This window comes from Luteipulveratus halotolerans (genome assembly GCF_001247745.1).
In the GTDB taxonomy this organism is placed as follows: Bacteria; Actinomycetota; Actinomycetes; order Actinomycetales; family Dermatophilaceae; genus Luteipulveratus; species Luteipulveratus halotolerans.
Map to the genome: position 1 here is coordinate 1,603,421 of NZ_LAIR01000002.1, position 14,004 is coordinate 1,617,424.

Annotated in this window: 10 protein-coding genes and 1 tRNA gene; 2 read left to right on the top strand and 9 right to left on the bottom strand. The window is 65.6% G+C overall.

The window, feature by feature from the left end; genetic code table 11:
- Positions 1 to 165 precede the first annotated feature (165 nt).
- Complete coding sequence (locus VV01_RS08240; protein ID WP_050669464.1) at positions 166 to 486, bottom strand: hypothetical protein; 321 nt, start codon at positions 484 to 486, stop codon at positions 166 to 168.
- A gap of 227 nt (positions 487 to 713) precedes the next feature.
- Here VV01_RS08240 and VV01_RS08245 point away from each other — a divergent pair, with 227 nt between their 5' ends.
- A complete protein-coding gene (locus VV01_RS08245) occupies positions 714 to 1,406 on the top strand; it encodes a hypothetical protein (protein ID WP_050669465.1) in 693 nt (230 codons plus the stop codon).
- Positions 1,407 to 1,467: 61 nt separating this feature from the next.
- Here the strand turns inward: VV01_RS08245 and VV01_RS08250 are convergent, their stop codons facing one another.
- From VV01_RS08250 to VV01_RS08270, 5 genes are all read right to left on the bottom strand, one after another.
- Positions 1,468 to 3,246 carry a DUF262 domain-containing protein gene (locus VV01_RS08250; protein ID WP_050669466.1) on the bottom strand — a complete coding sequence of 593 codons (1,779 nt, stop codon included), beginning with the start codon at positions 3,244 to 3,246 and terminating at the stop codon, positions 1,468 to 1,470.
- A 479-nt stretch (positions 3,247 to 3,725) separates the two neighbouring features.
- Complete coding sequence (locus VV01_RS08255; RefSeq protein WP_050669467.1) at positions 3,726 to 4,934, bottom strand: GIY-YIG nuclease family protein; 1,209 nt, start codon at positions 4,932 to 4,934, stop codon at positions 3,726 to 3,728.
- Positions 4,931 to 6,916 carry a DEAD/DEAH box helicase gene (locus VV01_RS08260; protein ID WP_050669468.1) on the bottom strand — a complete coding sequence of 662 codons (1,986 nt, stop codon included), beginning with the start codon at positions 6,914 to 6,916 and terminating at the stop codon, positions 4,931 to 4,933. The genes VV01_RS08255 and VV01_RS08260 overlap by 4 nt, the downstream gene beginning before the upstream one ends.
- Positions 6,913 to 9,627: a DNA methyltransferase gene (locus tag VV01_RS08265; RefSeq protein ID WP_050669469.1), complete on the bottom strand. Its 2,715-nt coding sequence runs from the start codon at positions 9,625 to 9,627 to the stop codon at positions 6,913 to 6,915. The genes VV01_RS08260 and VV01_RS08265 overlap by 4 nt, the downstream gene beginning before the upstream one ends.
- 279 nt (positions 9,628 to 9,906) lie before the next feature.
- A tRNA-Pro gene (locus tag VV01_RS08270) sits at positions 9,907 to 9,983 on the bottom strand.
- Between the two features lie 103 nt (positions 9,984 to 10,086).
- On the opposite strand from VV01_RS08270, the gene VV01_RS08275 reads away from it, so the two are divergent.
- A complete protein-coding gene (locus VV01_RS08275) occupies positions 10,087 to 11,025 on the top strand; it encodes a DUF2971 domain-containing protein (RefSeq protein WP_050669470.1) in 939 nt (312 codons plus the stop codon).
- Positions 11,026 to 11,039: 14 nt separating this feature from the next.
- Here VV01_RS08275 and der read toward each other — a convergent pair whose 3' ends face one another.
- The 3 genes from der to cmk are packed head-to-tail and all read right to left on the bottom strand — an operon-like array spanning position 11,040 to position 13,973.
- Entirely contained in the window at positions 11,040 to 12,581 is a 1,542-nt protein-coding gene (gene der / locus VV01_RS08280; protein ID WP_082220887.1) for a ribosome biogenesis GTPase Der, read from the bottom strand.
- A 14-nt stretch (positions 12,582 to 12,595) separates the two neighbouring features.
- Complete coding sequence (locus VV01_RS08285) at positions 12,596 to 13,273, bottom strand: lysophospholipid acyltransferase family protein (protein ID WP_050669472.1); 678 nt, start codon at positions 13,271 to 13,273, stop codon at positions 12,596 to 12,598.
- Entirely contained in the window at positions 13,266 to 13,973 is a 708-nt protein-coding gene (gene cmk / locus VV01_RS08290; protein ID WP_050671808.1) for a (d)CMP kinase, read from the bottom strand. The genes VV01_RS08285 and cmk overlap by 8 nt, the downstream gene beginning before the upstream one ends.
- Between the last annotated feature and the right edge of the window lie 31 nt (positions 13,974 to 14,004).

The window sequence follows — 14,004 nt, forward strand, 5'->3', positions numbered from 1 at the left end:
TCGGAAGACCCGAGCGAGGTGCCGACCACTGTCATGCCGTCCCGTCCGCTGCACCCTCGTGTGCGATAAGTTGCCACGTTTGGCAGGGCTGACCGTTGCAGAGACGGACCGTGTGCATGACAAAGAAGCCCGACAGCCGAAGCTGTCGGGCTTCCTGCGTGGTAGTTAGTTGCTGACCTTCCCCGCCGCGATGAGCTCGCGAGCTCGCTGCTGCTGCGCATGGTCGCCGAAGTGGTCCACTGCCGAGAGGAGGTCGATCTCCTCCTCCAGCGCGAAGTAGATGCCATCGTGACGGTCGCTTGAGCCGCCCAGCGCGTTCACGCCGCCCAGTGCGTCCAACTGCGAGAGCTGCAGGAACGACCTGTGGACGAAGTCCGTGACCAGGCCGTCCTCGGTGTCCACAAGGTCTGGCACGTAGTCCAGGCCCCCGACGAGGCCCATGGCCTTCGTGTCGTAGCCGAGCCTGTCGAGTTGCGTCGTGTGCATGGCGATCTCCTCTAAGTCGGGGCGGCCACGTTCATTGCGGCGCTTTGTCTAGCCCTCAGATCAACCCGGGCCGGGCGTTCGCCCGGCCTCAAGTAGCCGGGACGCCTTCCTCATAGAGGCATTTCACCGATGTCAGATTCTCTCAACGAGCGCCGACAGATGCCACCGCGACGCTCCGTAGAGTTGGCCCAGCTCGAGGTCGCTCCACGGCGCTCAGGAGGAAGCAGATGTCAGTCGCCCAGCAGGACGTCGATGCCTTAGTGGCCTACTGCAGGAACACACTCGGAGAGCAGGAGCTCTGGATCGAGCCAGAGGGGTACCCGAGCAGTCTCGCGTTGTGCTTGATCGACTCGATCTACTCGACCGGTTCCCACTACCGATCAGTGGTCAACGTGGTGAACCGATATCGGGCAGCACACGGACACAACGACGGTGCCGCTGCCCTTCTGCAATCGATGGCTGCGGCCGGTGGCGCTCGCGGATGGGCGGAGACCGTCGCGGACAACCTGAAGCCTGCGCACACGAAGCCAGGTGCACTGCTGAAGGCCGAGGTCATCCAGCAGGCCGCCCAGCTCATGGTCGACCACAACATCGACACTGTTGAAGATTTGGTCGCGGTGGTCAGGGCGAGCCCCACGGACAACCCCATCCACAACGCATGGAAGAGGCTGCCGAGCCAGCGCTCCGGTGTGACGTACTCCTACCTGCTGCTGCTCGCGGGCCGGCCGTCGGTGAAGCCGGACCGCATGGTCCTGAGGTTCTTGCAGCAGGCGCTTGGAGCCGACGCGACGCTCACCACCAACCACGCGGTCGAGTTGGTCATGGCTGCCGCGCAGGAGCTCGAGGTCAGCCCGCGAACCTTGGACCACGTCATCTGGCGGGCGGCGTCAGGTCGAGAACTGACCGATCAGACTCCGTGAAGTCGCCCAGGACGACCACGTCCCAGTGAGGGCGGCGGATCTGATGGGGCGACGCGGCGCATTAGGCTAGCGGGAACCGCTCGATCACCCTTTCAGCCAACACCTTGGTCCGGGCCTCGATGTTGTCAGCTGTCCACGACTCCCGTGCCGCCAGCTCGGCGTTGAGCGAGAGGCCGTTCTTGTAACCGATGTATCGACCCTTGGAGTCCCGTCTGTCGCGCTTCTCGATGAAGGACTTGTTGCCGAGGTTGCTGTTGTAGGCCGTCACGGTGAGGTTGCCGAGTCGGTGTCGGTGTTCTTCCTGTACCTGGGCGGCGACTTCCTTGCCGCCGAGCATCTCCTGCCACGCGGCTGGCAGGTTCTCGCCCTGCGGGAGGATGTGCTCGATCGTCCAGACGAAGTGGTTCTTCTCCTGTCGCCACAGGTCGACCTTCGTCTCCTTGGTCATGGCGTCCTCGGCCAGGGTGGTCAGCACGAACCGGGCCACGTCGGTGTTCTCCTCGTAGATGCGACCGAGAAGGCGAGCCCGGAACTCCTCGTCGGAGGCTGAGACGGCGTTCAGCTTCTCGCCGACGAGCTTGAGCACGTCGTCGCCGCGGGCGTCACTGACGGCGTCGATGGTCGTCATGAAGAGCTTCGCCAGCGCGTAGGTGGGCGGGTAGCCCGTCAGGTTGCGTCGGACGAAGAAGCTTGTGAGGCGGTCAGCAACGGCTTCGATCTGGGTGTCGCACAGCTCCAGTTCTTCCTGCTTCGTCATGAGCCACATCAGCAGGACATAGGACGGCGCGCCCTGGGCTCGCATGAGCCGCTGGAAGGCCCGGTCGAGGGATGTCGGCTGGTCGAGCTCCACGACGCAGTTGATGCGGCCGTAGATCTTGCTCGCCTCGACGAGTGCGTCGACGACCTTCTTGAGGTCCTGCTCGAGGAGCTTCTCGTAGATGCGGATCAGGTTGGACTTGGTGGCGACGGAGGCGTTGGGGACGTCGGGGAGCTCCGTCTTGAAGGCGTTGTAGTAGTGCCTCAGGAAGCGCTCCTGGGTGGAGTAGCTGTCGCCCAGGCTCGTCAGCATGTCGTTCCAGTGCTTGAACGCCTGGTCGACGTTCATGATCTGCCTCTTCTCGGACTCGGCCAGGAGGTGGTTCTTGATCAGGTCGACGGGCGAGAGTGGCATGCCGCGGTTGTTAAGGGACTCAAAGAGGACGAAGGCATCCGCGTGGCTGGCAACCTCGATCTTCACGATGACCGCCCGCAGAGCCGCCTCGTGCACCCGAAGCGCAGCCTTCGTCTCTGTCAGCCCCTCCGTCTCGGCCAGCTTCAGGATGGCGGATCGGAAGTAGCGGTAGCACTTGGCGATCCGCCGGCTGGGGTAGTACGGCTTCCACTCGCCTTCAACGGGCAGTCCGGCGTCCTCGAGCGTCTTGAGGTAGTCGAAGAGATTGTGCCCTTGCTTCTGCGGTGTCACTCGCGGCTGCTGGTCAGCCTTGCGCACCAGCTGGCGGCCGAGGTTCGTGACGTCGGTCCGGGTGTCGTCGTCGAGCTCGTCGATGTGCTCCTTGAGCACGGAGTAGACCGCAGCGAGGAGCAGGGTCAAGGTCGTCAGGCGCTGCTGGCCGTCGACCACGTGGAGGATGTTGCCCTCCAGCGTGTCGGTCGTCTGGTCGAGAGTGATGATCGTGCCCAAGAAGTGGGCGCCGTCGGCCTCGATCAGGTCTTCGAACAGGTTCTCCCACTGAGCCTTGTACCAGGAGTACTCGCGCTGGTACGGCGGGATCCGGTACAACACGTTGCCCTCGTGGCTGAAGAGCGTATGCACCGGGTACTGGTTCGCTGACTTGATCAAGAGACACCTCCGACTCGCCGATGATGCCCAAGACTGTCAGAACACCGACACCTCCGCCGCGTCGCGGGCGGGGTGCCCCGGTGGCCTGCTGTTTCCGTAGCGGTCTCGCACCGCACGAACATGAGTCGACGCCGTTGCTCTGGCACGTCGGCGCGGCGATGATGGAAGGGCATCCGACGTGAAGCGAGGGGTCATGGCGATCAAGGTCACTCCGGACCAGGTCGACAACGCGAAGTTGCTCATGGCCTTGGACAGGGCTGACGGGCGCGCCAGCGCCGAATGGATCGTTCGCCTCGCGAACGCAAAGCCAGCAGGAGTCTGGCCGGTCGGCGACGTGGCGGAGGCGCCGGCGGCAGTGCCTCCTCGATGGTTTCGGCGGTGGAGGCGGAACCACCGTCGGTAACCGCCTCTAAACGGCACCCGGCTGGGCTGTGCCCGGCTTGGCTGTGAGGCTTTGCGCCTCAGGCGCAGACACCATCTCAGTCGTCAGCGTGACTGGCAGGGGCACGGGAGACGAGTCGTTCAGCCGAACGGTCGTACACGACGTTGACGATGTCTCCGGAGATGATCAGGTCGATCGCTTGGTCGATGACCACGCGGGGGACGACGTACCACTCCGCCGGGTCGTAGCTTCGACCCTTTTGGTCGGCCTGCGTGAGGTCTAACCGCACCTCCGCGAAGACCCGATGCAGCAGGTTTTCGAGCGCCGAGGCCCTGGTGTTGTACGTCCGGTAGCTGGCGACGACCTCCACCGGGGCCATGAGATACGTCGGTGACTTCTCGGCGTTCTTGATCCGCGCCTCGACCGAGCCGCGTGTGAAGCCGATCTTGTGCAGGTGGTTGAGCTCGGCAATCTGCGGATCGGAGCTGAGGGACCGGAGGACGTAGATGTAGCCACTTACCTCGTCATCGTCGAGGATCTCGGGAAGCTCGACCTGGACGACGACTTGGCCGTCCTCGTCGCTCAGCCGGATCGCAAGCGACTGTCGGTACATCGACGACTCGGTTCCGTTCTCAAAGATGCAACGGAGCCGCTCGCGCTTGTTCTCGCGCGCTGTTGACTTCTTGTACTCCGTCTCGCCGACCTCGGCAATGAACAGCATGACCCCGTTCAGGACGAAGAAGGCTCCCGGAACGATCTGTGCCATGCCCGAGTACGGCAGCAGCTTGCTCGCCCCTGCTCGAAGCTCAACATGCTTCTGTTTGAACAGCGGCTCAAACTGCTCAAAGTCCTTTGCTTGCTCCCGACGGGCGACGTCACCGCTGTCGTGCACCTGGCGGCGCACCGGCAGGTCTGACACGTCCAGCAGCCCCGACTCATCGCCGAGCAGGTCGAGGTCGTCGTCGCCAAGCAGGTCGTCAATCGACTCGGGTGCTTCCGGCGCCTCCAGCAACCCGAACTCGTCCAAGTGTTTGAGCGCCGTGATCTTCTCCTCGTTCGCCAGGATCCCGTCAAGACGGGCACCAAGCTTCCGTTCGGCGATCTCGCGGGTGGTGGAGTCCGGCACGCGGCCCTGAGTGCGTCGGAACTCGACAACTTCTAGAAAGGCTCGCTCAAGCCGATCGGTATGGGTGACCTTGGCCTGCTTCACGGGTGCGTCGAGCAGGCCGTCGACGTCTGAGTCCAGCAGGTCGTCGAGGCTAGCCGGGGCTGCCCGTTCCGCCTCGAGTGCATCTTCGGGGCTCATGCCTCGTCCACCATCTCGGTCTCGCGCTGGGCGGCCTGGCGCTCCTGCTTCTTCTTCTGCAGGAAGAGTAGGATCTCGGCGTACCGCCTCTCGGTCGGCTCGTCGGCGCGGACATTGGGTTTGCGACCGTTCACTTTGGCCCACTGTTGGATCTTCGGCCACGCCGCGAGTGCTTCCTCTTCGGTGATCTCGACCCGAGTTGCCGTGATCGCGTCGGAGATGATCCGCAGCACGGACGGCGTGACGGACTTCGAGATCACCTCGAAGGCGCGCTGGAACGGGTTGACGGAGTCGATCAGGTTGATGTTGATGTCGTCGATGTTCACGAACTTCTCCGACATCCGGATGAAGCGCTTGTCACCGACCTGACGGACCTCGCCGTTCTTGATCACCGAGTCCACGACGACCTGCTGGCGCAACTCCTCGATCTGCGTCTCGTCCAAGTCGGGGTACTTCTCGCGGATGATCTTGGGGATCAGGACTTTGTTGGTCGTCTCCGCGTCCACCGATCCGAAGGCAGCCTTCGCGAACGTGTCGTCCTGCAGGATGGTCGCCTTCAGGTCGTTGAGGTCGGTCTCGACGATCTGCTTCACCCGCTCGGAGGAGGGCTCCTTGAAGCCCTTGATCTTGATGACGCCCGGCGGGGTGGCGTCGTCGTCGCCGGTGCGCTTGGTCTTGAACTCGAAGTTCTGCGCGAGCACCTGCTCCATGAGCAGCGAGGCTGTGATCGCCTTGAGCATGTTGTTGACCGACACCTTGACCTCGCTCTGCGAGGCGTCGGGTTCGGCGATGAGGTTGGTGAACTGGGCATGGTCCTTGCCCGGCGAGTCGCGAGTGACCCGGCCGATGATCTGGATGACCTCGGTCAGCGAGGCGCGATACCCCACGGTGAGCGCGTGTTCGGCGTGGGGCCAGTCGAATCCCTCCTTGGCCATGCCGAGCGCGAGGATTACGTCGACGGCGCCGCGATCCTTCGATGCGACCGTCGACAGGTAGTGCAACGTGTCGGCGCGCTTCTTCTGGTCGGTGTCGTCGACGAGGTCGGCCAGGCGCAACGTCGCTCCGGTGTCGGACCGGCGGATGGTGATGATGCCGGTGTCTGGGTCGGTGGACTCCACGTGGCCGATCGCATCGATGATGAACCCGACCTCTTCGATCTTGTCCTTGGTCGACTCTCCCGAGTTGACGTTGGGGATGTGCAGGATCGTCTTCTTGTCGAGGTCGAAGACCTCACTGATCGCGTCGGTGTATCGCCCTTGGTAGAAGTGGTGGCCGATGCCGAGCGAGTGCAGGTGCTGGTAGCCGTTGAGCTGGTCGTAGTAGTTGAAGGTGACCGGCGTAAACCGAGCCTCGTCCTCGGCGGAGAGCACCGGCACCGAGTCGCCGCGGAAGTACGAGCCGGTCATCGCGACGATGTGCACGTCGGAGCCATTCATCACCTCGCGTAGCAGCGCCCCGAGCCGGCTGGCCTCGGTATCGGCCGAAACGTGGTGGAACTCATCGATCGCGAGCACTGTGCCGTTAAAAGCGTCGGGGGCAAGCTTCTCGAAGGTGAACCGTAGGGTCGCGTGGGTGCAGATCAGGATGGCGTCGGTGCCGTTGAGGAAGTCGATGAAGGCGCCGACCTTGCCCTGGGACGAGCCCGGGTCACAGAGATTGTGCTCGGGCTTGACCTCCCAGTCGGCGAAGAAACCGAACTTCGTCAGGTTGGTCGAGGCGAACGAGCCGCCGATGGAGCGCTCCGGCACCGCGACGATGACCTTCTTGCGGCCCTGGTTGTAGAGCTTGTCGAGGCCCACGAACATCAGAGCGCGAGACTTGCCCGACGCCGGCGGTGCCTTGATGAGCAGATGCTGCGCGTCGCGCTTGGCGAAGACACGCTGCTGCATCTCGCGCATGCCCATCGGGTCAACGTTGACCGACGCGCCCGTCTGGGCGTAAGTCACATCGACGATGTCGATCGGCTTCTTGCTCGCGTTCACTTGCGTGCACCCCTCGTCTTCTTCGCGGGGGCCTTGGCAGCCTCCTCGGCAGTCATCGACTCATACATAGCGAACAGGTCCGACAACCGCTGCTCGTCCGTCTCGTACCCGCGCTTGGAGTAGATCGAGTCGACCAGCGCGTCCACCTCGGCGTGCGCCCGCCGGAGGTCCTCGGGCATCAGGTCCGGGTCATACAGCTCAGCGAGAGTTCGTTCGCAGTGGTACTCACGTACGTCGAGCACACGCAAAGCGGCGACAGTGAGCCTCTCCTTCATCGCATCCGAGAGGAGAGGTACCGGGAAGTTGTTGTAGACAAGCGTGTTCGAGTATCGAAGTCGAGACTCGTGTTGTCCGCCCACTGCTCGGGCCCAAGCCATGTGAATTCGTGACGTGATAAGCCCGAAGGCCCAAGGCTCGGCGTCGTAAATCGCGAAAGCAAGATCGGAAATCACCGTGTCTGCCCCAACGAATCCCGATGGTATGTACTCGCGTCGCTCTGATGACACCTTGGGCACAAGGATTGAGTTCGTCGGCTTGTAGCTGATCTGGACGAACCGATGGGGCTTGGCTGCATACGCAGCGGTGCTGGCTGCCTCGCTCTTACCTCGTTCCTCAGTCACCTGGGCAAGACGGTCTGCGATCGATGGAACGGATCGTGCCATATCCACGTGGTCGTCGGCGATCCATAGGCAGTACCGTTCGAGTCCATCCAAGTGCTCCCTGGTCCCTACATACGCCTTCATGAAATCGGCGGCCGCCGGATCCTGGGCGATCATCCTTCTCCGCTCATCGGGAGTGATCACCAACCCGCGCGCGCGGGGCATGGATCCAAACACCATGATCGGGCGGCGCGCGCCCAGTGGGCTGCTGCGTCTACCAATGAAGATGTTTGCGCCGTCTGCCAAGTAGCCGTTGATGTTCGTCACAGCTATCTGAAGGTCGTCGGTGTAGATGTACTTCGGGCCGGGTCGCCCCGCGCGAAGGTTGATGACCGCGACGGTCACGCCAGCATTGCGTGTCGCGTTGTTCTCCCACTTGAACGACGTGTAGGCGTACCCGATCTCGAGGCCCTTAGCGAAGATCATCGGGAACATCAGGCCGACATGCTCGCCCTGAGATACGGAGTTGGTAGTTACGAAGGCCAGCTCGGCGCGAGTGCCTTCGATGTAGTCAGCGCCCTTGACGAACCAGAGCGCGATGTAGTCGAGATTCCTGTTGAAGGGGCGTCGTCCGAAGGCGAACGGGAAGTCCGCCTTCATGTCGGCGGTCTGTGCCTTAGCGCCCTTGTAAGGAGGGTTGCTGATCAGGTAGATCTCGCCACCGTCGTTCGGGCAGACCGTGTTCCAGTCGACGCGAGTCGCGTTCCCTGCTTGGATCTGACCAGTTTCCTTGAGTGGGATCAACGGGATGGAGACGTTGAACTTCTCCTTGAACTCGGTGTTCATCTGGTGCTTGGCGATCCACAGGGAGAGGATCGCGACCTCGACGGCGAAGTCGTCGATCTCGATGCCGTAGAAGTTCTCGATGTTGATCCTCGACTCTGCAAACAGCACCTGGTGCTTCGGGGAGAGCTCAGCGAGGCGCTCCAGGATCGCGTGCTCGACCTTGCGCAGCTCCTTGTAGGCGATGACCAGGAAGTTGCCGGAGCCACAGGCCGGGTCGAACACCTTGATCGCACTGATCCGCTCCAGCAGTGCCTCGAGCTTCCGGACACTGTCGAAGCCGGCGTCGAGCTGGTCGCGGATGCCGTCGAGGAAGAGCGGCTCGATCGTCTTGAGGATGTTCGGCACCGAGGTGTAGTGCTGGCCGAGGTCCGAGCGCGTGCCGGGCGCGACGATCGCCTGGAACATGGAGCCGAAGATGTCGGGGTTGATCTCGCTCCAGTTCAGCGTGCCGAGCTCGATCAACCGGTCGCGAGCGGCCTTCGTAAACCTCGGCACCGTGATACCTGTGCTCATCGTGAAGAGCCGGCCGTTGACGTAGGGGAACGCCGCCAGGTGCCTCGGCTTGTCCGCGGGCTCCTCGGTGTCCAGGGCCGTGAACAGTGCCGCCAGGAAGTCGTGGACGTCCGAACCGTCCGCCTGCGTGTGCGAGCCGACCGCATTGGTGAACTGGGTCTCGGTGAAGATCCCGGTGTCCTCGGCGAAGAAGCAGAACAGCAGCCGGGTGAAGAAGACGTTGAGAGCGTGGCGCCCCTGCACCCCATCCATCACGCCGGGGTTGGCCGCGAGGAGCTCGTCGAAGAGCTTGCCCATCCGCTCAGCGGCCTTGACGTCGGCGTGGGCCTCGGACACGTACTGGGCCTTCTCCATGCCTGCCCAGGGCAGGAAGAAGGTGAAGTGCTGGTCGATGTCCCGGATCGGGATCATCAGGTTCTCGCCGGTCTTGGTGTCGACCGCGAGCAGCTCGTCGTAGTCGGTGACGATGACGAAGCGGGTGCTGTACCGCACCACCGCGGGCGAGGTCTTCAGCTCGTCGATCACGGCTAGGGGGTCGTCGGTCGTCTCCTTGAAGTAGACGACGTTCTTCTGCGCGACCTCGGTTGTCGGGTCCGCGGCGATGTTCAGTGAGCCGTTGCGCAGGCGGGTGACGTTGCTCTGCGGCTTCCCGTACGCGAGCAACAGCTCGAAGATGAACTCGCGGTCGTAGGAGTCACGACCGCCGAGCGGCGCGACTCGCTCCTCGATGGCCTTCAGGGTGAGCCGAGCCACACCGTTCCCTTCGTCGCGCCATGTCGTGTTGTGGGTCAGCCTATGTTCGTCGATTCCCGGCGGTCAGCAGGCGCTCCGCGTACCCGGTCGCCCTCCCAGCCGTTCCCGGCCGCGCGTCGGCCAACAGCGGTACCGTGAGGGGCCAACGAGAAGGCCCCGACACCGCGTGGTGTCGGGGCCTTCTGCTGATCTTGCGGTGACTCCAGCGGTGACATCGGTCCTGATCGGACCTTCTCCACCACCTCGGTGACCGCGTTTCCGCTGGTAAACCGACGGATGTGGTCGGGCTGACAGGATTTGAACCTGCGACCCCTTGACCCCCAGTCAAGTGCGCTACCAAACTGCGCCACAGCCCGATGCCCACGATCCGGCCGAAACCGCTTCGTGGGCGACCTGAACCTTAGCGCAGGCGCGCCCCGCTCACCCAATCGGGCCGGGCACGCCTCGTACGCTCGGGACATGGAGCCGACCGAGACTGTCACCGACGGGCTGGTGTGGCACTACACCGACGGTCCTGGCCTGCTGTCCATCGTGCAGTCGGACACACTGTGGTGCACGGCGTCGTCGTTCCTCAACGACGCCGGCGAGGTCACGCTCGGTGCTCGGATGCTTGTCGAGGAGCTGCAGCGCCGGACGCGCGAAGACCCTCGCTACGAGATGCTGCTGCCCTTCGCCGACCGAGCCGAGGACGCTCGACCGGGCGGTCCTGACCAGGGCCCCTCGCCGGGGACCTTCTTCATCCTCAGCGCCGCACGCAGTCGCGATCTGCTGGCCATGTGGCGTCTGTACGGCGGGCGCGGCGAGTCGTACGCCGTGGGTCTGGACCCGGAGCAGGAGCTCAGTGTCCTCGGTCGTGCTGACTCCGACCCGCACGACGTACGGGTGCAGCGCTGGCCCTGGCGTCCGGTGCGCTACAGCGCGTCCGACCAGCAGCTGCTCCTCGACGCGGTGTTCGACGAGCTGCCGGAGGAGCTGCGGATCGCCCAGCGGCACCTCGCCGACGGCGGCGGCGCCGAAGACCTGGTCGCGCCGCTGGCCGGTCTGCGTGACGACATGGAGGCCGCGCTCATGCTGATCAAGCACGAGGGCTTCGTGGACGAGCGCGAGACGAGGTACTGCGTCGGGATGCACCAGGTCCCGAGCGCCGCTGTCACGAGCACCCTGCCACCCGACCTGACCCGATTCCGTCCGACGAGGTACGGCATGGCGCCCTATCTGGTGCTCACCGGTGGAGCCGGTACGCCGGTCGCCACCCAGGCGCAGCCGCTGCCCATCCGCGCCGTGGCGGTCTCCCCTTCGCCCAACGGGCAGGCGGCCACCGACTCCATCCGCGCCGCACTCATGGCGGCCGGCTACGACGTGCCGGTGATCAGATCACGAATTCCGTTCAGGGAGTAAGCCGTTCGGGCCGGCTAGGAGCGGCGACGCTTCTCGCGGACACGGACCGAGAGCTCGATCGGGCTGCCCTCGAACCCGAACTCCTCACGCAGACGACGCTCGAGGAAGCGGCGGTAGCCGGCCTCGATGAATCCCGACGCGAACAGCACGAAGCGCGGCGGCCGCGTCGACGCCTGCGTGGCGAACAGGATGCGGGGCTGCTTGCCTCCGCGCACGGGGTGCGGGTGCGCCGCGACGATCTCGCCGAAGAAGGAGTTGAGCCGGCCGGTCGGGATGCGCTGGTCCCAGGAGTCGAGGGCGGTCTCGAGGGCCGGCACCAGTCGCTCGACGTGGCGACCGGTGTGCGCCGAGATGTTGACGCGCGGTGCCCACGGCACCTGCACGAGCTCCTTCTCGATCTCGCGCTCGAGGTAGTAACGGCGCTCCTCGTCGAGCAGGTCCCACTTGTTGAACGCCAGGACGAGTGCACGCCCGGAGTCGATGACCTGCTGGACGACACGGATGTCCTGCTCGGCGATGCGGTCCTCGGCATCGATCAGGACGACGGCGACCTCGGCCTTCTCGAGGGCCGTCTGCGTGCGCAGCGATGCGTAGAAGTCCGCTCCCCGGGTCAGGTGCACACGGCGGCGGATACCGGCGGTGTCGACGAACCGCCATGTCGTGCCGGCGATCTCGATCATCTCGTCGACCGGGTCTCGCGTGGTGCCGGCGACGTTGTCGACGACGACGCGCTCCTCGCCCGCCAGCTTGTTGAGCAGCGAGGACTTGCCGACGTTGGGCCGACCGAGCAGCGCGACGCGACGGGGGCCGCCCTGGGCGTACGCGCCGGAGACCGAGGACCGCTCGGGCAGCACATCGAGGATCGCGTCGAGCGCGTCGCCGCTCCCCCGGCCGTGCAGGGCCGACACGGGGTAGGGCTGGCCCAGCCCGAACGACCACAGCATCGCGGCGTCGGCCTCGGTGCGCTGGTCGTCGACCTTGTTGGCGATCAGGACGACAGGCTTGCCCGAGCGGCGCAGCAGCTTGACGACGGCTTCGTCGGTGTCGGTGGCACCGACGGTCGCGTCGACGACGAACATGACGGCGTCCGCCAGCTCGACGGCGACCTCCGCCTGCTCGGCCACCCGCAGGTGGATGCCGGTGGCGTCGACCTCCCAGCCGCCCGTGTCGACCAGGGTGAAACGGCGCCCTGACCACTCGGCCTCGTAGGCGACGCGGTCGCGGGTGACGCCCGGCACGTCCTCGACGACCGCCTCGCGGCGGCCGAGGATGCGGTTGACGAGGGTCGACTTGCCGACGTTGGGCCGGCCGACGACGGCGACGACCGGACGTGACTCGCCCGCGTCGAGGTCGCCCGCGGCCGGACCGTCGGCCTCCAGCAGCGCGCGGTCCTCCTCGCTGAGGTCGAAGTCCTCGAGGCCGACGCGGAGCGCCTGCTCGACCGAGGCGTCGTGCTCGACGCTCTCGGCCGGGGTCGACGAGACGTCGTCGGAGGGGTGGTCAGACACGGGATGAGTCCTTGAGTCGGAGGTGAGGTGCCGGTGGGCAGCCTCCATTGTCGCGTACGCGATCAGCTGTCCGGTGCAGGCCGGTCGCCGGGCAGTGCCATGCCGGTGCGCTCGACCGAGTCGGCGACGTGAGCGGCCAGACGCGAACGCAACGTCTCGGACGCCAGTCGCAGCCGCTCGCGGCCTGTGACGTCACCGTCGGGTCGCACGCTGAACGGCTCGCCGAACACCACTTCGAGGTGTCCGCGCAGCCGCGGCCAGGAGCTGCGTGTGGCACCAGCACCACGGGTGCCGAGGCAGGCCACGGGTACGACGAGGGCGTCAGCCTGCAGTGCGAGCCACGCGGCGCCTTGCTGGACGGCCCGGACATCGCCGGCCCCGCGAGTGCCCTCGGGAAAGACACCGACCGCGCCGCCGCGCGCGAGGACGGCCCGCGCCGCCGTGAGCGCCTGCCGGTCGCCGCTGTTCTGATCGATCGGGATCTGACCGACCGCGCGCAGCAGGGCGCCCCACGCCGAGGAGAAGTAGGACTTCTTGACCAGGAAGTGCACCGGCCTGGGTGCCAGGCAGTAGACCAGCGGTCCGTCGAGGAAGCCGGAGTGGTTGGACACCAGGACGACCGGGCCCGTGCGCGGCACGTGGTGGGTGCCGCGGTGGCGGGCGTCGTACAGGACAGGCGCGATGACCTGGCCGAGCAGCCGTCCCGCGCGCGCCCCCTGCGGGCCCGGGACCTCAGACACGCTCGCCCCGGGCGGCCACCACGTCGAGCACCGCGGCCACGGACTGGTCGAAGTCGAGGTCGGAGGTGTCGACTGTCGTGACACCGTCGGCGGCGACCGTGAACTGGGAGACCGTCGAGTCTCGTGCGTCACGCTGGACCACCTGGGCGCGCGTCGCTTCGACCGACGCCGAGCCGGCATCGCCGTGCAGCTCCTTGGAGCGCCGGGCGAGCCGTGCCTCCTCCGACGCGGTGAGCAGCACGCGGACGTCGGCGTCGGGTGCGACGACGGTCGTGATGTCGCGACCCTCGGCCACGACGCCGCCCGTGCGCGCCGCGGTGTCGGCGATGAGCGCGCGCTGGCGCTGGAGCATGTCGGCGCGCACGTCGAGGTTGGTGGCGACCTGCGAGACCGCCTCGGAGATGCGGCTCTCGCGGATGGCGGCGTCGACGTTGTGACCACCGACGGCGGTGGTCGGCGCGTCGGGGTCGGTGCCGATCTGCAGCGGGAGGTCGCGCGAGGCCTGAGCGACGGCAGCGACATCGGACAGGTCGGTGCCCTGCTCGAGGCACCACCAGGTGAGCGCGCGGTACATCGAGCCGGTGTCGAGGAAGCCGACGCCGAGCGCACGGGCGACCGCCCGCGACACGGACGACTTCCCCGAGCCCGAAGGTCCGTCGATGGCGATCACGAGCTGGTCGGGTGCAGGTGTCGTCGTCACGGCGGTCAGGTTACTGCCGAGCGACGACGCG

Bases quoted from the DNA above. Each gene is read 5' to 3' on its own strand.
- VV01_RS08240 (WP_050669464.1), bottom strand. From the start codon at position 486: ATGCACACGACGCAACTCGACAGGCTCGGCTACGACACGAAGGCCATG.
- VV01_RS08245 (WP_050669465.1), top strand. From the start codon at position 714: ATGTCAGTCGCCCAGCAGGACGTCGATGCCTTAGTGGCCTACTGCAGG.
- VV01_RS08255 (WP_050669467.1), bottom strand. From the start codon at position 4,934: ATGAGCCCCGAAGATGCACTCGAGGCGGAACGGGCAGCCCCGGCTAGC.
- VV01_RS08275 (WP_050669470.1), top strand. From the start codon at position 10,087: ATGGAGCCGACCGAGACTGTCACCGACGGGCTGGTGTGGCACTACACC.
- der (WP_082220887.1), bottom strand. From the start codon at position 12,581: ATGGAGGCTGCCCACCGGCACCTCACCTCCGACTCAAGGACTCATCCC.